General features: G+C 70.6%; 16 protein-coding genes and 1 pseudogene. 9 read left to right on the forward strand and 8 right to left on the reverse strand.

Annotated features, from left to right (window positions below):
• Nucleotides 1-181: 181 nt before the first annotated feature.
• The 5 genes from ilvC to CH341_RS00485 form a co-directional block, all read right to left on the reverse strand.
• Complete coding sequence (ilvC, locus tag CH341_RS00465; protein ID WP_111417073.1) at nt 182-1201, reverse strand: ketol-acid reductoisomerase; 1020 nt, start codon at nt 1199-1201, stop codon at nt 182-184.
• Between the two features lie 154 nt (nt 1202-1355).
• Entirely contained in the window at nt 1356-1718 is a 363-nt protein-coding gene (locus CH341_RS00470; RefSeq protein WP_111417074.1) for a type II toxin-antitoxin system PemK/MazF family toxin, read from the reverse strand.
• On the reverse strand, nt 1699-2031 hold the full coding sequence (locus CH341_RS00475; RefSeq protein WP_111417075.1) for an AbrB/MazE/SpoVT family DNA-binding domain-containing protein: 333 nt from the start codon (nt 2029-2031) through the stop codon (nt 1699-1701). The genes CH341_RS00470 and CH341_RS00475 overlap by 20 nt, the downstream gene beginning before the upstream one ends.
• A gap of 197 nt (nt 2032-2228) precedes the next feature.
• Nucleotides 2229-2792, reverse strand: coding sequence for an acetolactate synthase small subunit (gene ilvN / locus CH341_RS00480; RefSeq protein ID WP_210208137.1), 564 nt, complete (start codon nt 2790-2792; stop codon nt 2229-2231).
• A gap of 69 nt (nt 2793-2861) precedes the next feature.
• Entirely contained in the window at nt 2862-4691 is a 1830-nt protein-coding gene (locus CH341_RS00485) for an acetolactate synthase 3 large subunit (RefSeq protein WP_425376135.1), read from the reverse strand.
• Between the two features lie 347 nt (nt 4692-5038).
• Here CH341_RS00485 and CH341_RS00490 point away from each other — a divergent pair, with 347 nt between their 5' ends.
• Complete coding sequence (locus tag CH341_RS00490) at nt 5039-5944, forward strand: protein-methionine-sulfoxide reductase heme-binding subunit MsrQ (RefSeq protein WP_111417077.1); 906 nt, start codon at nt 5039-5041, stop codon at nt 5942-5944.
• On the opposite strand, the gene miaA is transcribed toward CH341_RS00490, so the two are convergent.
• Entirely contained in the window at nt 5844-6773 is a 930-nt protein-coding gene (miaA, locus tag CH341_RS00495) for a tRNA (adenosine(37)-N6)-dimethylallyltransferase MiaA (protein ID WP_111417078.1), read from the reverse strand. The two genes, CH341_RS00490 and miaA, sit on opposite strands and share 101 nt — an antisense overlap.
• Nucleotides 6774-6972: 199 nt before the next feature.
• On the opposite strand from miaA, the gene CH341_RS00500 reads away from it, so the two are divergent.
• Both CH341_RS00500 and CH341_RS00505 read left to right on the forward strand, forming a co-directional pair.
• Nucleotides 6973-8304: an alpha-amylase family glycosyl hydrolase gene (locus CH341_RS00500; RefSeq protein WP_170149405.1), complete on the forward strand. Its 1332-nt coding sequence runs from the start codon at nt 6973-6975 to the stop codon at nt 8302-8304.
• A gap of 38 nt (nt 8305-8342) precedes the next feature.
• Nucleotides 8343-9488, forward strand: coding sequence for a PQQ-dependent sugar dehydrogenase (locus tag CH341_RS00505; RefSeq protein WP_111417080.1), 1146 nt, complete (start codon nt 8343-8345; stop codon nt 9486-9488).
• A gap of 18 nt (nt 9489-9506) precedes the next feature.
• Here CH341_RS00505 and CH341_RS00510 read toward each other — a convergent pair whose 3' ends face one another.
• Nucleotides 9507-10427, reverse strand: coding sequence for an NAD-dependent epimerase/dehydratase family protein (locus CH341_RS00510; protein WP_111417081.1), 921 nt, complete (start codon nt 10425-10427; stop codon nt 9507-9509).
• A 147-nt stretch (nt 10428-10574) separates the two neighbouring features.
• Between CH341_RS00510 and CH341_RS00515 the strand changes: the two genes are divergently transcribed.
• The 4 genes from CH341_RS00515 (at nt 10575) to serB (ending at nt 14613) form a co-directional block, all read left to right on the forward strand.
• Nucleotides 10575-11123: a DOMON-like domain-containing protein gene (locus tag CH341_RS00515; RefSeq protein WP_111417082.1), complete on the forward strand. Its 549-nt coding sequence runs from the start codon at nt 10575-10577 to the stop codon at nt 11121-11123.
• Between the two features lie 53 nt (nt 11124-11176).
• Nucleotides 11177-12379: an exo-beta-N-acetylmuramidase NamZ family protein gene (locus CH341_RS00520; RefSeq protein WP_111417083.1), complete on the forward strand. Its 1203-nt coding sequence runs from the start codon at nt 11177-11179 to the stop codon at nt 12377-12379.
• A 96-nt stretch (nt 12380-12475) separates the two neighbouring features.
• Entirely contained in the window at nt 12476-13696 is a 1221-nt protein-coding gene (locus CH341_RS00525; protein WP_111417084.1) for a DUF1015 domain-containing protein, read from the forward strand.
• A gap of 17 nt (nt 13697-13713) precedes the next feature.
• The gene (gene serB, locus CH341_RS00530) at nt 13714-14613 is read left to right on the forward strand and encodes a phosphoserine phosphatase SerB (protein ID WP_111417085.1); all 900 of its coding nucleotides are present in this window, start codon (nt 13714-13716) and stop codon (nt 14611-14613) included.
• Between the two features lie 36 nt (nt 14614-14649).
• On the opposite strand, the gene CH341_RS00535 is transcribed toward serB, so the two are convergent.
• A complete protein-coding gene (locus CH341_RS00535) occupies nt 14650-18186 on the reverse strand; it encodes a YhdP family protein (protein WP_111417086.1) in 3537 nt (1178 codons plus the stop codon).
• Nucleotides 18187-18627: 441 nt separating this feature from the next.
• On the opposite strand from CH341_RS00535, the pseudogene bcp reads away from it, so the two are divergent.
• Both bcp and CH341_RS36280 read left to right on the forward strand, forming a co-directional pair.
• A pseudogene (gene bcp / locus CH341_RS00545) lies at nt 18628-19086 on the forward strand (thioredoxin-dependent thiol peroxidase); the annotation flags it as partial.
• Nucleotides 19087-19231: 145 nt separating this feature from the next.
• Nucleotides 19232-20009 (forward strand): DUF5930 domain-containing protein (locus CH341_RS36280; RefSeq protein WP_342634985.1); only part of this gene is annotated, 778 nt, incomplete at its 3' end.

The raw sequence follows: 20009 nt of genomic DNA on the forward strand, positions 1-20009 counted from the left end.
CCGGAATTGCGTGGGCCCCGTAGCCCCCGTCCCCCCGTAGCCCGCGTTGAGCGACAGCGAAATGCGGGACCGGCCGTCCCAGCCGTCGCTGCGCTCCGACCGGGCTACGAGCTGAAAAAGGGCCGCCTCGCGGCGACCCTTTCGAAACCCGTGCGGACGCGTCCGGTCCAGGCCAGCCTGGTCAGTTGCGGCTCTTGTCGACCATGGCGCGTTCCTTGATCCAGGGCATCATCTCGCGCAGCTTGGCGCCGACCTCCTCGATCTGGTGCTTGGCATTGTTGGCGCGGATCGCCTTGAACGAGGCCTGGTTGACCTTGTTCTCCAGCATCCAGTCCTTCACGAAGGCGCCCGACTGGATGTCGGCCAGGACCTTCTTCATCTCGGCCTTGGTCTCCGGCGTGATCAGGCGCGGGCCCGACTTGTACTCGCCGTACTCGGCCGTGTTGGAGATCGAGTAGTTCATGTTGGCGATGCCGCCCTCGTAGATGAGGTCGACGATCAGCTTCAGCTCGTGCACGCACTCGAAATAGGCCATCTCGGGGGCGTAGCCGGCCTCGACCAGCGTCTCGAAGCCGGCCTTCATCAGCTCGACGGCGCCGCCGCACAGCACGGCCTGCTCGCCGAACAGGTCGGTTTCGCACTCCTCCTGGAACGTCGTCTCGATGATGCCGGCGCGACCGCCGCCGATCGCCGAGCCGTAGGAGAGGCCAATGTCGTGGGCGTTGCCCGACGCGTCCTGGTGGATGGCGAGCAGGCAGGGCACGCCGGCGCCGCGCGCATACTCGGCCCGGACCGTGTGGCCGGGGCCCTTCGGCGCGATCATCAGGACGTCGATGTCCTTCTTGGGATCGATGAGGTTGAAGTGCACGTTGAGGCCGTGCGCGAACATCAGCGCGGCGCCGTCGCGGATGTTGGGAGCGATCTCGTTCGCGTAGATGTCGGCCTGCAGCTCGTCCGGCGTCAGCATCATCATCACGTCGGCCCACTTGGCGGCGTCGGCGACCGTCATCACCGGCAGACCGGCGGCCTCGGCCTTCTTGGCGCTGGCCGAGCCGGGGCGCAGCGCGACGGCGACGTTCTTGACGCCGGAGTCGCGCAGGTTGAGCGCATGGGCGTGGCCCTGGCTGCCGAAGCCGACGATCGCGACCTTCTTGGTCTTGATCAGATTCAGGTCGGCGTCGCGATCGTAATAGACACGCATTGTGGTTCCCCTGCTCGGCGGATCGGGCCGCCCTTGTTGTGACGGGTCCGGCAGGACCCGAGACCCGGGCTGCCGTGGTGGGTTCTTAAGAGGTACATGGAGCCGGGACAAGCCCGGCGGCCGCGGAAGTCCTATGCCGTTCGGTCCTGAATTCTCACGGCGACGGGCCAGGCGCGATCGGAACGCTGTCGAGCCCGAGCAGCGCGACCAGCACGCCGCGCACGTCGAGCAGGACACGATCGGGCACGTGCTCGATGACGCCGAACATCCGGTGCTCGCGGGAGACGCTCCGGACCTGGTCGACCAGGACGACGCCGCGGGTCTCCAGACCCTCGGGGAGCGGAACATTGAAGCTCCACGGCTTCGCCCGCGACGTGATCGGGCAGACGATGCTGCGTCGCGACGCCTCGTGATAGGCGCGATCGCTCAGCACCAGCGCCGGACGGCGGCCGGCCTGCTCGGTTCCGAGCACGGGATCGAACTCGACCCAGGCGATGTCACCGCTTTCGGGAAGCATCGTGTCTCGTCAGATCTTCGAACGTGATCTCGCCGCGCGAATACTCGTCCTCGGGAAGGATCTCTTCCCCACGGTCCGGCCCCCAGTCGACGGTCGGCGGCTCGTTCTCGGGTCCGAGACGCTTCGCCTCGGCGACGAGGTCGGCGAGGCGATAGCGCGTGTAGCCGACCGGCGCGGCCGGTTTCAGCCGCAGCTCGCGCCCCTCGACCACCACGTCCACCTCGCTGCCTTCGGACAGGCCCGCGGCCTCGGCCGCCGCCTTCGGCAGCCGCACCCCGAGGCTGTTGCCCCATTTCGAGACCTTGACCTTCATGGCATCCTCTTCGGATACACAATGTATATCCGAGACGAGGGGGCGTCCACCATGCCCGCCCCTCGTGGTGAGAAGCACCCCGCAGGGGTGCGTCTCGAACCACGAGGCCACCGATGTGGCCACCCTCGCCCTTCGAGACGCCGGCTGCGCGGGCTCCTCAGGGTGAGGGCGGATCAGCGTCGCGACATGTCCAGCCCTCACATCCCGTCCGGCCCGCGCGCGATGGCGACGATGCCGGTGCGGGAGACCTCGACCAGGCCGAGCGGCAGCATCAGGCTGACGAACTGGTCGATCTTGTCGGCCGCGCCGGTGATCTCGAACACGAAGCTCTCGACCGTCGCGTCGATCACCCGGGCCCGGAACGCATCGGCCAGGCGCAGCGCCTCGACCCGGTGCTCGCCCTTGCCGCGCACCTTCACCATCGCGAGCTCGCGCTCGATCGAGCGGGCCGACACGGTCATGTCGACCACCCGGTGCACCGGCACCATGCGGTCGAGCTGGTTCATGATCTGCTCGATCACCATCGGCGTGCCGCGCGTCACGATGGTGATGCGCGACAGGTGCTTCTGGTGCTCGGTCTCCGACACCGTCAGGCTCTCGATGTTGTAGCCGCGGCCCGAGAACAGGCCGATGACGCGCGCCAGCACGCCCGGCTCGTTGTCGACGATGACGGACAGCGTGTGGGTCTCGATCGCCTGGGCGACGCCGGCGGACGGATAATGCGACGTGCTCGCCGGACTCGTGAGCGTACTCGTGTTCATTTCGGAAATGGCCCCTGCCCCAAGAATGTCTCCGGCCCTCTCCCGCGGAGAGGGCCGCGCGGCCGGTCGTCAGACCAGCATCTTGCCTTCCTCGGTGATCGCCTCGTCGAGCTTCTCGGCGGCGTCGCCCAGGATCATCTCGTTGTGGGCGCGACCCGACGGAATCATCGGGAAGCAGTTCTCGGACGGATCGACCACGCAATCGAACAGCACCGGCTTGTCGACCGTGATCATCTCGCGGATGGCGTCGTCGAGGTCGCCCGGCTTCTCGCAGCGGATGCCGACGCCGTGATAGGCCTCGGCCAGCTTGACGAAGTCCGGCAGCGCCTCGGAGTAGCTCTGCGAGTAGCGGCCGCCGTGCAGCAGCTCCTGCCACTGCCGCACCATCCCCATGTACTGGTTGTTGAGGATGAAGATCTTGATCGGCAGCCGGTACTGCGCCGCCGTCGCCATCTCCTGCATGGTCATCTGCACCGACGCCTCGCCGGCGATGTCGATGACGAGCGAGCCCGGATGGGCGAGCTGCACGCCGACGGCGGCCGGCAGGCCGTAGCCCATGGTGCCGAGCCCGCCCGAGGTCATCCAGCGGTTCGGCTCCTCGAAGCCGTAGAACTGGGCGGCCCACATCTGGTGCTGGCCGACCTCGGTGGTGATGTAGGTGTCGCGGTCCTTGGTCAGCTCGTAGAGCCGCTGGATGGCGTATTGCGGCTTGATCAGGTCGGTCGAGGGCTTGTAGGCGAGGCTCTTGCGGGCCCGCCACAGCTCGATCTTCTTCCACCAGCTCTTGTGGGCCGGGCCGTGGCTGTCGCCGGGCTGCGCCTTCCACAGCCGCAGCATCTCCTCCAGCACCTGCGTGCAGTCGCCGAGGATCGGCACGTCGACCTTGACGTTCTTGTTGATCGACGACGGATCGATGTCGACGTGGATCTTCCGCGAGCCCGGCGAGAAGGCGTCGAGCCGGCCGGTGATGCGGTCGTCGAAGCGCGCCCCGATGCAGATCATCAGGTCGCATTCGTGCATGGCGAAGTTGGCCTCGTAGGTGCCGTGCATGCCGAGCATCCCGAGCCATTGCGGATCGGAGGCCGGATAGGCGCCGAGCCCCATCAGGGTCGAGGTGATCGGGAAGCCGGTGGCGCGCACCAGCTCGCGCAGCAGCTCGGTCGCCTTGCGGCCCGAATTGATCACGCCGCCGCCCGTGTAGAACACCGGCCGCTTGGCGTGGCGCATCAGCGCCACCGCCTCCTCGATACGGGCGGGATCGCCCTTGAGCTTCGGCACGTAGCCGCGATGGGCGAAGGTCTTCGGCCGCGTGTAGGTGCCGGAGGCGAACTGGATGTCCTTCGGCACGTCGATGACGACCGGGCCCGGCCGGCCCGTCGAGGCGACGTGGAACGCCTCGTGCAGCACCCGGGGCAGATCCTCGATGCTCTTGACCAGGTAATTGTACTTCGTGCAGGGCCGGGTGATGCCGACCGTGTCGCACTCCTGGAACGCGTCGTTGCCGATCAGGTGGGTCGGCACCTGGCCGGTGATGCAGACGATCGGGATCGAGTCGCACATCGCGTCGGCCAGGCCCGTCACCGCATTGGTGGCGCCCGGACCCGAGGTCACCAGGACGCAGCCGACCTTGCCGGTCGAGCGGGCGTAGCCTTCGGCCGCATGCACGGCGCCCTGCTCGTGGCGGACCAGGATGTGCTGGACCTGCTGTTGATGGAACAGCGCGTCGTAGATCGGAAGCACCGCGCCGCCCGGATAGCCGAAGATGTGCTCGACCCCCTGGTCGATCAGCGCCTGGATGATCATCTCGGCGCCGGTCATCTCCTTACTCATGGCTTTCTCCGCCTGCTGTTGTTCGTGTGGCCTGTGGCCGTCTGTTCGGGAAGAACTGTGGTTAGGAATGAAAAAAGGGCCACCTGGGCCCCTTGATGCAGCACGCCACCCCGGTCGGGATCGATCAGGCCGATCCCCGGATGGCGCGCCGTCCTACGATGATGAGCGAAATAATGTTGCGCATGACACTCTGCTTCGCGTCGAAAGTTGCCGGCCTTATAGAGGAGGCCTGATATGGGGTCAAGGACGTAACACCGCTATTCCGTCTTTCGAAGAGCAGAAGAACTCCATTTTCCGGGCCCACCGGGCACGCGTCTGCTCCGCGGATCGTGACCGCCCGTGAGGGCAGAACGGTCCGTGCGGTCTCGCGCCCGGCACCACGCGTCGCTAGGTTCGGCGGCCAACCGAGGTCCTGCATGCCCTTTCTGCGTGAACGTTCCGGCCGCTGGTCTGTCCCCAAGATCGTCGCTTTCGTGCTCGTCCTGTCGCCGGCCGCTTGGGTCGCCTGGCTCGCCGCGACCGGCGGGCTCGGAGCGCGACCGTTCAACGAGGCGATCCACCAGACCGGCTCCTGGGCGGTGCGCTTCCTGCTGCTGTCGCTCGCCGTCACGCCGGCCCGCCGCATTCTGGGCGCGCCGAAGCTGATCCTGACGCGGCGGACCGTCGGCGTCGCGGCCTTCGCCTATGCGGCGCTGCATCTCACGCTGTACGTCTTCGACCAGAAGCTCGACCTCGCCAAGGTGGCGAGCGAGATCGCGCTACGCGTCTATCTCACCATCGGCTTCGTCGCCCTTCTGGGCCTCGCGGCCCTCGCGGCCACGTCGACGGACGGGATGATCCGGCGGCTCGGCGGCCCGCGCTGGCAGGCGCTGCACCGTCTCGCCTATCCGATCGCCGCCTTGGCGGTCCTGCACTTCCTGATGCAGACCAAGCTCGACGTCTCCGAGTCGATGATGGTGGCGGGCTTTCTGGCGTGGCTCCTGCTCTACCGGCTGGCCTATCGCCTGGGCGGAGATCTCGGGCCGCTGCGGCTGGCCGGCCTGGCGATCGTCGCGGCCGGCGCCACCGCGCTCGGCGAGGCGGCGTGGTACGGGTTCACCACCGGGGTCGACGCGACGCTGGTGCTGGCGGCCAATCTCGACGTCTCGTTCGGCCTGCGGCCGGCCGCCTGGGTGTTGGTCGTCGGGCTCGCGTTGGCGGCCGTGGCGGCCGTCCGGGCCATCATCCCGGCCGGCAAGCGTCCACGCGGCGCAGGAGGTGTTCGAGGCCCTGCTCGGGCGCCAGCCACGGCCAGTCAGGGAGCTGGTGGCGGAACCAGGTGAACTGCCGCTTGGCGTAGTGCCGGGTGTCCTGCCGGCCCTTGGCGACCGCGTCGTCGAGCGACAGGGTCCCGGCCAGATACGCCGACAGGCCGGGCACGCCGTGGGCCCGCATCGCCGGCAGCAGCGGATCGAGGCCGCGGGCCTGCAAGGCCCGCACCTCGTCGAGCGCGCCATGCCCCATCATGCGGACGAAGCGGGCGTCGATGCGCTCGTACAGCGCGGCCCGGTCGGGGGCCAGGAACACGGTCGCGATACGGGCCGGATCGAGAAGCGGCGGGTCGGTCTCGGCGTGCCACTCGGCGAGCGGCCGGCCGGTGGCCAGCACCACCTCGAGCGACCGCGACACCCGCAGGCGGTCGCGCGGCTGCAGCCGGGCGGCGCCGGCCGGATCCTGCTCGGCCAGCATGGCGTGCAGCCCCGTCGGCCCGCGCTCGTCGAGGGCGAGCCGGACGGACCGGCGGACCTCGTCCGGCACCGGCGGAACCCGCGACAGGCCCCGGGTCAGCGCCTTGAAGTACAGCCCGGTGCCGCCGCAGAGGATCGGCAGGCGGCCCTGCGCCCGCACCTCGGCGATCGCGGCCTGCGCATCGGCCATGTAGTGGCCGACCGAATAGTTCACGGCCGCGTCGACATGCCCGTAGAGACGATGCGGCACGCGCGCCACCTCGTCGGGCGCCGGCCGCGCCGTGATGACGTGCAGGTCGCCATAGACCTGCATGGAATCGGCGTTGATCACCGTGCCGCCGCGCTGCTCCGCGAGCGCGAGCGCGAGCGCGGACTTGCCGCTCGCGGTCGGTCCGGCGATCAGGATGGCGTCGAGGTTGGACATCGGCGGCGGGCAGGAGCACAAGGGATCGGATTACCGCCCGGGCGGCCGGCGACGCCACACTAGCACAGGCCGACGTCGCCCTTGCACCGGCGGTTCGCCGACACCACGCCACGGAACCGCTGCGCCGCCGACCGGTTGGCGACAGGGGTGGCGCCCGCCGCCGACCCGACACTCGCCCCCAGCCCTTCGAGGAGATCGCGTGCCCGACTGGATCAGAAATGCCGTGTTCTGGCACGTCTATCCGCTGGGATTCTTGGGAGCCGAGCGGGACGCCGGACCGCAGACGCCGGTGACGCATCGGCTTCGGCGGCTGGAACCGTGGCTCGACTACGCAGCCGATCTCGGCGCGTCCGGCCTCATGCTGGGGCCGATCTTCGCCTCCTCGACCCACGGCTACGACACGCTCGACCATTTCCGTATCGATCCGCGGCTGGGCGACGACGCCGACTTCGACGCCCTCGCGGGCGCCGCGAAGGCGCGCGGCATGCGGCTCGTCCTCGACGGCGTGTTCAACCATCTGGGGCGCGGCCATCCGGCTTTCACGGAGGTGCTCGCGCAGGGACGCTCCGCCCCGCGGGCGGACTGGTTCCGCCTGAGCTGGCCGCGCGGCGACGGCCCCGGCCAGACGCCCGACTACGCGACCTTCGAGGGGCATGGCGAGTTGCCCGCGCTCGACCACGACAATCCGGCGGTCGCCGACCTGGTCGCCGACGTGATGACGCACTGGCTTCGCCGCGGAGCCGACGGGTTTCGCCTCGACGCGGCCTATGCCGTGCCGACCCGCTTCTGGGCCACCGTGATGGCGCGCGTGCGGACCGCCTGTCCGGACGCCTATGTGTTCGGCGAGGTCATCCACGGAGACTACGCGGGCTTCGTGCGCGAGGCGCGCATCGACGCGACCACCCAGTACGAGCTGTGGAAGGCGATCTGGAGCGCGATCGTCGACCAGAACTTCTTCGAGCTCGCCTGGGCGATGACGCGGCACGAGGCCCTGCTCGACACCTTCGTGCCGCAGACCTTCCTGGGCAATCACGACGTCACCCGGCTGGCCAGCCGCATCGTCGACGAGCGCCACGTCGCCCATGCCGTCGTGATCCTGTTCACCTGTGCCGGGACGCCGTCGATCTACGCCGGCGACGAGCAGGGATTTCGCGGCTTCAAGGAAGACCGCCCGGGCGGCGACGACGACGTGCGCCCGGCCTTTCCGGAGACGCCGGACGGCCTCGCCCCGTACGGATGGCCGATGCACGAGCTGCACCGCAGCCTGATCGCGCTCCGCCGCCTCAATCCATGGCTGCATGCGGCGCGCACCCGCTCGGTCGCGCTCGCCAACCATCACATGGTCTACGAGACGCGGGGCGCCGGGGGCGAAAGCCTCACGGTCGCCCTCAATCTCTCCGATCGGGACATCACCGAGACGGCGCCGGGCGCCGCCCGCGTGATCGCCGGCGCCGCGACGCTCGGACGCAGCGGCACGGCGAAGGCGACCGTCACGCTGCCGCCGCACGGCTGGGCGATTCTCGCCCCCTGACACGATCCGGCCGGGCCGCGCCGGAACGGGAGAGCACGATGACAGTCCGGGTTTTCGCGACGATCAGGCTCGCCGCGCTGTGCCTGCTGCTCGGCGCCGTGCCGGCGCTGGCCCAGTCCGCAGCCGCCGGCGCGGAGCGCCGCGTCGACGGCCGGTCGGGGCCGCTGATCGTCCGCACCGTGACGGCCGGTCTGGTCCATCCCTGGGGTCTCGCCGTGCTGCCGGACGGCCGCATGCTGGTCACCGAGCGGCCGGGCCGGCTGCGCATCGTGACGCGCGACGGGCAGATGTCGGCGCCCCTGAAAGGGGTCCCCGAGGTGTTCGCGCAGGACCAGGGCGGGCTGCTGGACGTCGCGCTCGATCCGAACTTTTCGGCGAACCGCCTCGTCTACGTCTCCTTCGCCGAGCCTGGACCGGGCGGCGCCTCGACGGCCGTCGCCCGCGGACGGCTCGGCGCCGACGCGCTCGAGGACGTAAAGGTCGTGTTCCGCCAGGTTCCGAAAGTCTCGGGCGGAAACCATTTCGGCTCGCGCCTCGCCTTCGCGCCGGACGGCAACCTGTTCATCACCACGGGCGAGCGCTTCCGCTTCGATCCCGCCCAGGATCTCACCGGGCATCTCGGAAAGGTCATTCGCATCCGGCCGGACGGCACGGTGCCGGACGACAATCCCTTCGTGAAGCGGCCCGACGCGCGACCGGAGATCTGGTCTTACGGGCACCGCAACGTCCAGGGCGCCGCCATCCATCCGACGACGGGCGTGCTGTTGACGCACGAGATGGGACCGCGCGGGGGCGACGAGCTGAACATCCCGCAGGCCGGCAGGAACTACGGCTGGCCGCTGGTGAGCTGGGGCGACCATTACGACGGCAAGCCGATCCCCAAGCCGCCGACCCGGCCCGACCTCGCCGACGCGATCCGCCACTGGACGCCGGTGATCGCCCCGTCCGGCATGGCGTTCTACACGTCCGACCGGATTCCGGGCTGGCGCGGCAGCCTGCTGATCGGCGGTCTGCAATCGCGCGGCATAGTGCGGCTGACGCTCGACGGCGAGACCGTCACGGGCGAGGAGCGCATCGGGCTCGGGGCGCGGATCCGCGACGTCGTCCAGGGCCCGGACGGCGAGGTCCTGGCGCTCACGGACGAGGACGACGGCAAGCTCCTGCGGCTCACGCCGGCCGAGTGACCGCGTCGCGAGCGCGCATCAGTTCATCTCGCGAACCAGCCGCGCGAGCCCTTCGCCGGTTGTCACGGCGGGGGTCCAGCCGAGCCGGACCAGAGCCGAGGCGTCGACCACCAGCGGCTCGGCGAGGCGCCGGAACGTCTCGGTCCGCCCGCTCGCCTGCAAAGCGAGGCGCAGCAGCACGGCCGGCACCGGGACGAGGCCGGCCGGGCGCCCAAGGCCCCGCCGCATCGCCGCGATCATCTCGGCCACCGACAGCGCCTCGCGGTCCGCGACCACCAAGGCGCGCCGCAGCGGCGCCGGCGCCGCCAGCACGGTCGCCACCGCGGCGGCGAGATTGCCGACCGCCAGCAGCGACCGCGGCGCCGCCAGGGACCCGAGCGGCAGCGGCCACGCCGTGCGGGCGAGCCGCGCGAGCTCGGCGATGTTACCCCGGCAACCCGGTCCGTAGACGAGGGCCGGGCGCAGCGCCACCCAGTCGAGATCGAGCCCGGCGAGGCCCTGTTCGGCGGCGAGCTTGGAGCGGCCGTACTCGGACTCCGGCGCGGCCGTACCGTCCTCGGTGAGGACGCCGGGCGCGGTCGGACCGGCCTGGGCCCGGATCGACGAGAGAAACACGAAGCGCTTCGCCCCGGCCCGCTGCGCGGCACGCGCCAGCGCCACGGTGGCCTCGGTGTTCATGGCCCGATAGTCGTCGGCCGGCGTGCCGGTCAGGCCCGGCGTCAGCGCGGCCGAATGGACGACCGCGTCGACCCCTTCCAGCGCCGCCGTCATGTTCTGGGGCCGTGCGATGTCGCCGATCACGGCGCCGGTCGTCTCGGGCGGCAGCTCGGCCGGCCGCCGCAGCAGCGCGCGCACCCGGAAGCCGCGCGCCGGCAGCTCCCGCAGCAGATGGCGGCCGATGAACCCGGTCGCTCCCGTCAGGGCGATCAGCGGCGCCATGCGGCCCTCCTGTGCTTCGATCCGTCCGCGACGGTAGAAAGGCCCGGTGCAGTTTTCGTGGCGGCCCGTCGCGGGGGCCCGCCCCACTCCCCCGCTGGGTCGGCTTCGCTGGGACGAGCGGCGGACGCCGCCGTATAGGATTTCACCATGCGCCTGCCCTTGCACGCCCACCCCGATTCGCCCGGCCCGGCCGACACCCGCATCGCGGTCGAGGTCGTCCGCCCTGCCCCCGGCCGGCTGGCGCTCGCCTACGAGGTGACCGGCCGCATCGCCGCGATCCGCTGGCCGGCGCCGGCGGCGCCCGTCCGCACCGACGGGCTGTGGCGGCACACCTGCCTCGAAGCCTTCCTGGCCCCCGGCCCGGCCGAAGCCTATCTCGAGATCAACCTGTCGCCGTCGACCGCCTGGGCCGTCTATCGGTTCGACTCGTATCGCAGCGGCATGCGCGCGGCCGACGCGCTCGGGGCCCCGGCGATCACCCCCCGGGCCGCGCCGGACAGGTTCGTCCTGGCCGCGGTGCTGGACCTCGCCGGCCTGCCGGAGCTCGATCCGCGCCGCCCCTGGCGTCTCGGCCTCTCGGCCGTGATCGAGGACACGGAGGGGCGCGTGTCGTACTGGGCGCTGGCGCATCCGCCCGGGGCGCCGGACTTCCACCACGCCGCCGGCTTTGCGCATCCGCTGCCGCCCTGTACATGAGCCTTCGGCCTGAACGGACGAACGCACCAGGCCGGGGACCTGCGGGGGCCGTGATGAAATTCGGGATCGATCGTCTCCTCGCCGAGCGTGCGCTGCGCGCCCCGCTCGCCGGCCGGCGGGTGGCGCTGCTGGCGCACCCCGCCTCCGTGACTCAGGATCTGACCCACACGCTGGATGCCCTCGCGGGCTGCGCGGACGTGACGCTCTCGGCCGCCTTCGGGCCGCAGCACGGGCTGCGCGGCGACAAGCAGGACAACATGGTCGAGTCGCCGGATTTTTCCGATCCGGTGCACGGCATTCCGGTGTTCAGCCTGTACGGCGAGGTGCGCCGGCCGACCGACGCGATGATGGACACGTTCGACGTGATGCTGGTCGACCTGCAGGATCTGGGCTGCCGCATCTACACGTTCATCACCACACTTCGCTACGTGCTGGAGGCGGCGGCCCGGCACGGCAAGGCCGTGTGGGTTCTGGACCGTCCCGACCCGGCCGGACGGCCGATCGAAGGGCTGACGCTGCGGCCCGGTCAGGAGAGCTTCGTCGGCGCCGGTCCGCTGCCGATGCGGCACGGGCTGACGCTGGGCGAGCTGGGCCTCTGGTTCGTCGACACGCTGAAGCTCGACGTCGATTATCGGGTGATCGCCATGGAGGGCTGGCGGCCCGACGCCGCGCCGGGCTTCGGCTGGCCACTCGGCGAGCGCATCTGGATCAATCCGAGCCCCAACGCGCCGAACCTCTCCATGGCGCGCGCCTATGCCGGCACCGTGATGCTGGAGGGCACGACCTTGTCGGAGGGGCGCGGCACCACGCGGCCTCTCGAAGTATTCGGCGCCCCCGACATCGATGCGCGGGCCGTGACGGCGGAGATGCGGGCGCTGGCGCCGCACTGGCTGGCCGGCTGCGCGCTGCGCGAGATCTGGTTCGAGCCGACCTTCCACAAGCATGCGGGCCGGCTCTGCCACGGGGTCCAGATCCACGCCGAAGGGCCGGCCTACGATCACGCCGCGTTCAGGCCCTGGCGCCTCCAGGCGCTCGCCTTCAAGGCGATCCGCCGCCTCGATCCGGACTACCCGCTGTGGCGGGATTTTCCCTACGAGTACGAGCTGACCCGCCTGGCCATCGACGTCATCAACGGCGGGCCGCTCCTGCGCGAGTGGGTCGACGATCCGGCCGCCACGCCCGCCGACCTCGACGCCCTCACGCGCCCCGACGAGACGGCCTGGGCCGAAACGCGCCGCCCGTATCTCCGCTACTGAGCCGCGGCCGGCCCGGCGGGCCCGAAGATTCCCTTCCGTGGGCCGCCACAGGTGCTAAACCGGGCCCGAAAAATCGACCCCCGTCGGAGAGTTCCCGTGTCCCTGGTTCAGCCCTTCCGTGCCCTCCGTCCCGCACCGGGACGCGCCGCCGAGGTCCTGGCGCCGCCCTACGACGTGCTGTCGAGCGACGAGGCGCGCACCCGCGCCGCCGGCAAGCCATGGAGCTTCCTGCATATTTCGAAGCCCGAGATCGACCTCGACGCCGGCATCGACCCGTACGACCCCGCCGTCTACGCGAAAGCGCGCGAAAACCTCGACCGCATGGTCGCCGAGGGCGTGCTGATCCGCGAGGACGTGCCGAGCTACTATGTCTACCGGCTGACCTGGCGCGACCGGGTGCAGACCGGCCTCGCCGTCGCGGCCTGCGTCGCCGACTACGAGAGCGGCCGCATCCGCAAGCACGAGCTGACCACGCCGGCCAAGGAAGACGACCGCGTCCGCCAGATCGAGGCGGTCGGCGCCCAGACCGGGCCCGTGATGCTGGCCTATGCCGGCGCCCCCGGCCTCGACACGATCCTGGCCCAGATCACCGAGACGACCCGCGCCGTCGACGTCACGGCCGACGACGGCGTGCGCCACGAGATGTGGGTGGTCGACGGCCCGGAGACGGTGGCGCAGCTCACCCGCATGATCGATGCGCTGCCGACCCTCTATATCGCCGACGGCCATCACCGCTCGGCGGCGGCCGCCCGGGTTTCGGCGGCGCGCGGCGGCCCCGGCTCGCACGGCCAGTTCCTCGCCGTGATGTTCCCGCACCACCAGATGACGATCCTCGACTACAACCGGCTGATGAAGGACCTGAACGGTCATACGCCGGCGGAGCTTTTGGCGGCGCTCGGCGAGCGCTTCGAGGTGACGCTGGCGGACGGCCCGGTGCGGCCGGCGGCGGCGAGCCAGTTCGGCCTGTTCGTCGACGGCGCCTGGTACGCGCTCACGCTGCATCCGGAGCTGGTGCCGGCGGACGATCCGGTCGGCCGGCTGCCGATCACGCTGCTGTCGAAGAACGCCATCGAGCCGCTGTTCGGGATCACCGACCAGCGCCGCGACAAGCGCATCGACTTCGTCGGCGGCGGCCGCGGCGTCGAGGAGCTGGCCCGGCGCGTGACGGCCGGTGACGCCGCAGCGGCCTTCTCGCTCTACCCGACCCAGATGGTCGACCTGATGGCGGTCGCCGACGCCGGCGAGATCATGCCGCCGAAGTCGACCTGGTTCGAGCCCAAGCTGGCCGACGGCATGGTCAGCCACGTGCTGGATTGAGCGACGCCCCCCGTCCCATGACCCACGTCGCCACCCTGATCGTCGATCCGCAAACGCCCGCCCTCGATGCCGCCACGGCGGCGTTGGCGCGGACCGCCCTGCCGTCGCCCGGCCTGCCCGACTGGCTGGCGCCCCGCGTCGCCGTCGACCTGCCGTTCACGCCGCGCGGACCGCTGGACGAGCGGGCGCTGGCGACGCGGCTGCGTGACATGCTGGCGCCGCGACCCGTCGACGTGGTCGTGCAGGCGGCGGCCGGGCGGCGCAAGACGCTGCTGTTGGCCGACATGGACTCGACCATGATCGGCCAGGAATGCATCGACGAGATCGCCGACATGATCGGCCGGAAGGCTCACATCGCCGCGATCACGGAACGGGCGATGCGCGGCGAGATCGCCTTCGAGCCGGCCCTGGTGGAGCGCGTCGCGCTGCTGGCCGGCCTGCCCGTGAGCCTGATCGACGAGGTGATCGAGACCCGCATCACCATCAATCCCGGCGCCCGCGCGCTGGTGCGCACCATGGCGGCGAACGGCGCCCGCACCTGCCTGGTCTCGGGCGGGTTCACGCTGTTCACGGCGCGGGTCGCTGCCATGATCGGCTTCCACGAGCATGTCGGGAATGTGCTGGAGATCGGCCCCGACAAGCGGCTCACCGGCCGCGTGCTGCCGCCGCTGATCGGGCGCGAGGCGAAGCGCACCACCCTGCACGACCGCCGCGAGGCGCTGCGGCTCGCCCAGCACGACACCATCGTGGTCGGCGACGGGGCGAACGACCTCGCGATGATCGACGAGGCCGGGCTCGGCGTCGCCTATCGTGCCAAGCCGGCCGTCGCAGCCGCGGCGGACGCCCGGATCGACCATGGCGATCTCACGGCGCTCCTTCATGCGCAGGGCTATCGGGCGAGCGAGTTCGTGGAGTAGCGGCGCGGAGCGCCTGCGCCACGCCTGCGTGGGCGGCTACTGGATCGCAGATCGTGAGTCCTGCACCGTGCCGCGGTCGGCGCCCGTGAGCGTGCTGGGGAACTCGAAGAACTTGCGCAGCACGCCGGGAGCGACGGCGGAAATCGGATTGACGCGCAGCACGGGCGCGCCGGGTGTGCCGACCACCTCGTAGGTCACGCCGAGCAGGCCTTCCTTGTCGCCACCGCCGAGGAACAGGCCGACGATCGGGATCTGGCCGAAGGCGTTGTTGAGCCCGTAGAGCGGCACGAAGGTGCCGCGCATCCGCACCTCGTTGGCGGCGTAGTCGAGCGCGCCTTCGAGCGTCGCGCCGACCATCGGGCCGCGCACCACGCCGTCGCGGATCATCAGCTTGCCGGGCGACTTGGAGAACTCCACCCGCATGCGCGAGAACTCGACGCCGGGATTCTGCGCACCGGGCGCGCCGGAGGCGGCGACGCGGTCGAGCGACGGCTCGCCCCGGACCCAGAAGTCGCGGACGTTGAGGAGGCCTTCCTTGGGCTTCTGGTCGGCGCTCGGCGGGTCCATGGCGAGCCACATCTGGCCACCGAACATGCGCGCATAGGTGTCGGTGAAGCGGAACAGTGCGCCGGCGTCCTTGCTCTCGACATAGACCACGTTGCCACCGCCGCCGGTGCGGGCGCGCAGGTCGCCGATCAGGGTGGAGTCGCCGCCGATCTTGGCCGAGAGGCCGAAGGCATCGAGCTTGCCCCCACGACGCACGATCTTGAGATCGACCGCGCGCAACGCCTCACCGTTGAAGCCGGCGAGCGCGCCGATCTTCACGTCGAGGTCGACGTCGGCGGTCTGGGACTGGCGCTTCTGGTCGGCCCCCGAGCCGCCCATGACGGACTTCACCAGGGCGCGGCCATCATAGACGTCGCCCCGGATGATCACCTTGACCATACCGTCCTGACCGCGCTCGGCCTTGAGATTGGCCTTGTCGCCATCGGAGAGGCCGAATACCGGGAACGAGGCGGCGAGGAAATCGCCGTTGCCGTCGAGCTCGACGCCGCCCTTCACCGAGGCGCCCGAGCCTTCGATGCTGACGTCCTCGAAGCGCGCCGCCTTGCCGCGGCCCACATAGGTAAACACCGACTTGGCCGGCCTGCCGGCCGGCTTCACCCAGCTCGGCAGCAGATTGTCGATGCGGGCGTGCGTGAGGTCGGATTCGACCACCAGGCGATTGTCCTGGTCCGGATTGGTCGCCATCCGGCCGGACAGCTTGATCGGGATCGAGCCCGACACGGCCGGACCGACGTCGAAGCCGAGCTTGGTGCGCGCCGCGTCGTCGATATTGGCCTGCAGGCGCAGCTCGGCATCCTCGTCGCCACGGTTCTTGCGGTACTCGATCGAAGCAGGGACGCCGCCGACCCGCACGTCGCCTTTGACCTGGTAGCCCTGTTGGGTCGCGTTGATCTTGAGCGTCTGCGCCTCGAGCTTTTGCGAGAGGGCGAACTTGTCGGCCGCGAAGTTGGTGAGGTCGGCCGCCACCGTGTAGGTGAACGCCTCGGGCGGCGGATCGGACTCGAGGCGCGTCGCCACCGTCACCTGGGCACTGACCGTGCCGCGGCAGTTGGCCGGATCGAGCGGCGAGCCGGAGGCGTCGCGGATCTTGTCGAGCGACAGGAACTCGGCGGCGGCCGGCGCCGGCCCGTCGACCCGGGCACGCACCCGCGCGGCCGGCTTCGGGCCGTGCGAATCCGGCACCTCGAACAGCCCGTTGGTCACCGTCATGCGGCGGCCGGACGGCAGCTCGGCGACGCCCCGTCCGAGTGCGATGGCGATCTGGCGTCCGCGGACCCGCATCACGAGGTCGGACTCGCGGATCGGCGGCAGCGCCTCCATCAGCTTGACCTGTGTGCCGTTGCTGACGATCTCGATCGACAGGCCGTCGTCCGGCACCGGCGGCCCGCCGGCCCGCAGCGTCGAGAACGGCGCATTGGTCGCGATCTCGATGCGGTCGAGCATGCCGCCCGCCATGTTGTCCATCACCCATTCGCGCACCGGCGGGTTCACGAAGGGCGGCCAGACGCGCTTGAAGGAGGTCGCCGACATGTTGCGGGCCGCCATGCCGACCGCGAGACGCGGGTCGCTGGTGGCGAGCTCGATGAAGCCCGACATGGCGATGTTGACGTCGCCGCCGCCCGCTTCGCCGTGCTGGATGTCGAGGCGCCGCGTCGCCGGATCGAAGCGGCCGCGCACCAGGAGACGGTTGATCAGCAGCGGACTCTCGCCCTGCGCCGCCGATCCGACCACGACGCTGCCGCCGCGCAAGGCGAGCTGCCATGGCTTGCCGGGCTCGGCCGGCGGCTCCGCCTGGCCGATCAGCGTCATCCGGGTGGAGCCGGAGACCAGCTGAAAGGGCGTGACGATCATGCCACGGCTGGCGTCCCATTCGAGGCTCGCCTCGAAGCGGTCGACCGAGATGCGGTTGAGGGCGTCCCCGACCTCGCCGATCATTCCCGGGCCGGCGAGCAGCCGCCCGCTCGCGAAGTTCGGGGTCCCGTCAGTCCCGATCTCGGCCCGCAGGCTCGCCGAGATCGGCAGGTCGGACTCGACCCCCTCGTCGAGCCGGAGCGCCATCAGGATGTCGCGCATCGAGACCTTGCGGGCCTCCATGCGCACCGCCCGAGCGCCCTCTGCCGTCGACTTCACGGCACCGACCACCACCCAAGGACGGTCCGGATCCTGCGAGCCCAGCGTCACCGAGAGCTCGCCCGGCTGTGGCCGCGTCATGCTGACATGGATGTTCTCGAAGCGGGACTGGCGGCCGCTGCGCTGGTCGTCGACCACCAGGTTGCCGCTCTTGAGGCCGACCTCGGTGAGGTCGCCGCCGTCGAGGCCGAGCTTGCCGAGGCTGTCGACCCAGGACAGCAGCGCCGAGAAGACTTCCGCAGGGGCCCGGGCGGGCCCGACCGAGGCGGTCGGCTCGGGATCGACCCGCAGGGGAAGCGAGCGCGTTCCGGCGGATGCCAGCACCGGCGAGGTGGCGATCGGCCGCTTGTCGGCCCCGGCGAACACCGTGACCTTGCCGTCGGTCTCGACCCGCAGCGCGATCTCGGCGCCGACCAGATTGATGCTCTCGGCCCGCGGGCGCCCCGACAGCAGGGTCGCCGCCGTGAAGCCGGCCTCCGCCTTGGGCGCGGTTGCGACCACGGCGCCGTCGCTGTCCTTCACGACGACATCGCGGATGCGCACCGCCATGCGGCGGTTCTCGTCGAGCTCGATGACGGTGCCGCCGACCTCCACCGTGTAACGGTGCCCGAGATTCTCGGCGATGGCGGCGGTGAGCCACGGGGTGGCCATGTCGAGCGGGATCGGTCCCATCGACAGACGCCACCAGAATCCGCCGACCAGCAACGCCAGCAGCACGACCGGCACGCCGGTGGCGAAAAGGCAGACCCGGGTGGCACGCATGCAGAGCGCATAGGTCACGGCCTGGCGCGCGTGCCAAGCGGCCCCGCGGAAATCCAGGTTGGCGAGATCCCGCAGCGCAGCCGAGGCCGAGGCCGCGGCGCGGCTGCCGAGCACGGCGCAACCGGTGATGAGACGACGACCGAGCCGCGGCGATCCGCAGGCCGGCGCGGCCGACGATACGGCGGACGACGAGGCGGGATCGGACGTGCCGGGCTGGCGCGGCGCGGAACCGAACGAGGCGTGAGAATCAGGGGCGTGAGAGTCCGAGCCGTCGCCGCAGCAACGCGCCGACGCAGCCCGGGCAGCCTCCGCACATTTGTGCAAGTGAAGGCTCGCCTCCAGGCTGCGCAAAGCAGCAAGTCTCGGACTCAGATTTTTGTCCGCCATGCGTTCTGGACGGCCCCGCTCCCTGCCCGCACAATGTCCCCTTGCACGCTCCGTAGAGGCGGGCGCGCCGTCCGACACATCGGTCAGCCAGTCAGGGACTTATTCCCGGTACCCCAGCGTTTACACAGCGCCGTGAAAGCGTCGAAAGGAAGGCATATGCCCTTGAAACTGCGTGAAGGAGACCCCGCTCCGGAGTTCCGCTTACCGCGCGACGGCGGCGGCGAAATCTCGCTGGCCGACTTCAAGGGCCGCAAGCTGGTGTTGTACTTCTATCCCAAGGCCGACACTCCCGGCTGCACCCGCGAGGCCCAGGCGTTCTCGGCTGCCAAGGCGGCCTTCGCCAAGGCCGGCGCCGACGTGCTCGGCGTGTCGGCCGACTCGGTGAAGAAGCAAGACGGCTTCGTGAAGAAGCACGCACTGACCATTCCGCTCGCCTCCGACGAGACCCACGGGATGCTCGAGGCGTACGGGGTATGGGGCGAAAAATCCATGTACGGCAAAACCTTCATGGGAATCACCCGGGCCACCTTCCTGATCGGGCCGGACGGCCGGATCGCCAGGATCTGGCCGTCCGTGAAGGTCGACGGTCACGCCGACGAGGTGCTGGCGGCCGCCAAAGCGATCTAGCCGCTCCAGGCGTGCGTCCCGGGCACGGCCGCCACGACCCGAAATGTCGCGATACGGCCGTGATTCGTTTGGGAAATCTTTACCATGCAGGGATGACATTCAGGCCTCGTACGGACCGGCACGACCGGCCGCGCAGGGAGCGTGAATGTCTCATCGGCCGCACCAGGACAACGGTCATCGTGACCGGCCGATGCACGAGCGCGCCGCCGCGGCCGCGGCCGAGCGGGGCTGGGAGCAGCCCCAGCGGCAAGCCCCGGCCTACGCTCCCCGGCACGCCGACCACTATCCCGACCATCCGGCCGAGCACCGCGGCGACCGCCACGGGCACCACGTGCCCGTGGACGAGCGCCGGCATCGGATCGAGGAACCGGTCCGCCGCGTCGCGCCGGCGCCTCCACGGCCCGCCCCAGCGGTGCAACGACCCGCGCCGGCGGTGCAACGACCCGCGGCAGCGCCCAAGGCGGCCGCCCCGGTCCGCCGCGCCTTCACGTTCGGCTATGCCGGACGGCAGGTCCGGCTCGGTCCGGTGGCGTTCTGGACCGTGGTCGGCACCCTGGTGATCATGGCCGGCTGGTCGATCGTCACGGCCACCTATTTCGCCTTCCACGACGACGTGATCACCCGGATGATCACGCGCCAGGCCGAGATCGAGGCCGCCTACGAGGACCGCATCGCCGAGATGCGCTCGCAGGTCGACCGTGTCACGACCCGCCAGCTTCTCGACCAGGAGCAGTTCGAGCAGAAGCTCGAGCAGGTGATCCGGCGGCAGAGCGCGCTGGAGAGCCGCGCCTCCTCGCTGGGCGGCATCGGCGGCGCCACCGCGGCGCCCGAGACGACGGGCGCGCTCAAGCCGCCGACCCGAGCTCGCGGATCGCCTCGACCGGGGTGCCGCCATAGGTGGTCGGGATCCAGCGCCCCGGCAC

The sequence above is a fragment of the Rhodoplanes roseus genome, from assembly GCF_003258865.1.
Taxonomy (GTDB): Bacteria; Pseudomonadota; Alphaproteobacteria; order Rhizobiales; family Xanthobacteraceae; genus Rhodoplanes; species Rhodoplanes roseus.

Excerpts from the sequence above, each read along its gene's own strand:
- ilvC (WP_111417073.1), bottom strand. The coding sequence starts at position 1,201 with ATGCGTGTCTATTACGATCGCGACGCCGACCTGAATCTGATCAAGACC.
- CH341_RS00470 (WP_111417074.1), bottom strand. The coding sequence starts at position 1,718 with ATGCTTCCCGAAAGCGGTGACATCGCCTGGGTCGAGTTCGATCCCGTG.
- CH341_RS00475 (WP_111417075.1), bottom strand. The coding sequence starts at position 2,031 with ATGAAGGTCAAGGTCTCGAAATGGGGCAACAGCCTCGGGGTGCGGCTG.
- ilvN (WP_210208137.1), bottom strand. The coding sequence starts at position 2,792 with ATGAACACGAGTACGCTCACGAGTCCGGCGAGCACGTCGCATTATCCG.
- CH341_RS00490 (WP_111417077.1), top strand. The coding sequence starts at position 5,039 with ATGCCCTTTCTGCGTGAACGTTCCGGCCGCTGGTCTGTCCCCAAGATC.
- miaA (WP_111417078.1), bottom strand. The coding sequence starts at position 6,773 with ATGTCCAACCTCGACGCCATCCTGATCGCCGGACCGACCGCGAGCGGC.
- CH341_RS00505 (WP_111417080.1), top strand. The coding sequence starts at position 8,343 with ATGACAGTCCGGGTTTTCGCGACGATCAGGCTCGCCGCGCTGTGCCTG.
- CH341_RS00510 (WP_111417081.1), bottom strand. The coding sequence starts at position 10,427 with ATGGCGCCGCTGATCGCCCTGACGGGAGCGACCGGGTTCATCGGCCGC.
- CH341_RS00515 (WP_111417082.1), top strand. The coding sequence starts at position 10,575 with ATGCGCCTGCCCTTGCACGCCCACCCCGATTCGCCCGGCCCGGCCGAC.
- CH341_RS00520 (WP_111417083.1), top strand. The coding sequence starts at position 11,177 with ATGAAATTCGGGATCGATCGTCTCCTCGCCGAGCGTGCGCTGCGCGCC.
- serB (WP_111417085.1), top strand. The coding sequence starts at position 13,714 with ATGACCCACGTCGCCACCCTGATCGTCGATCCGCAAACGCCCGCCCTC.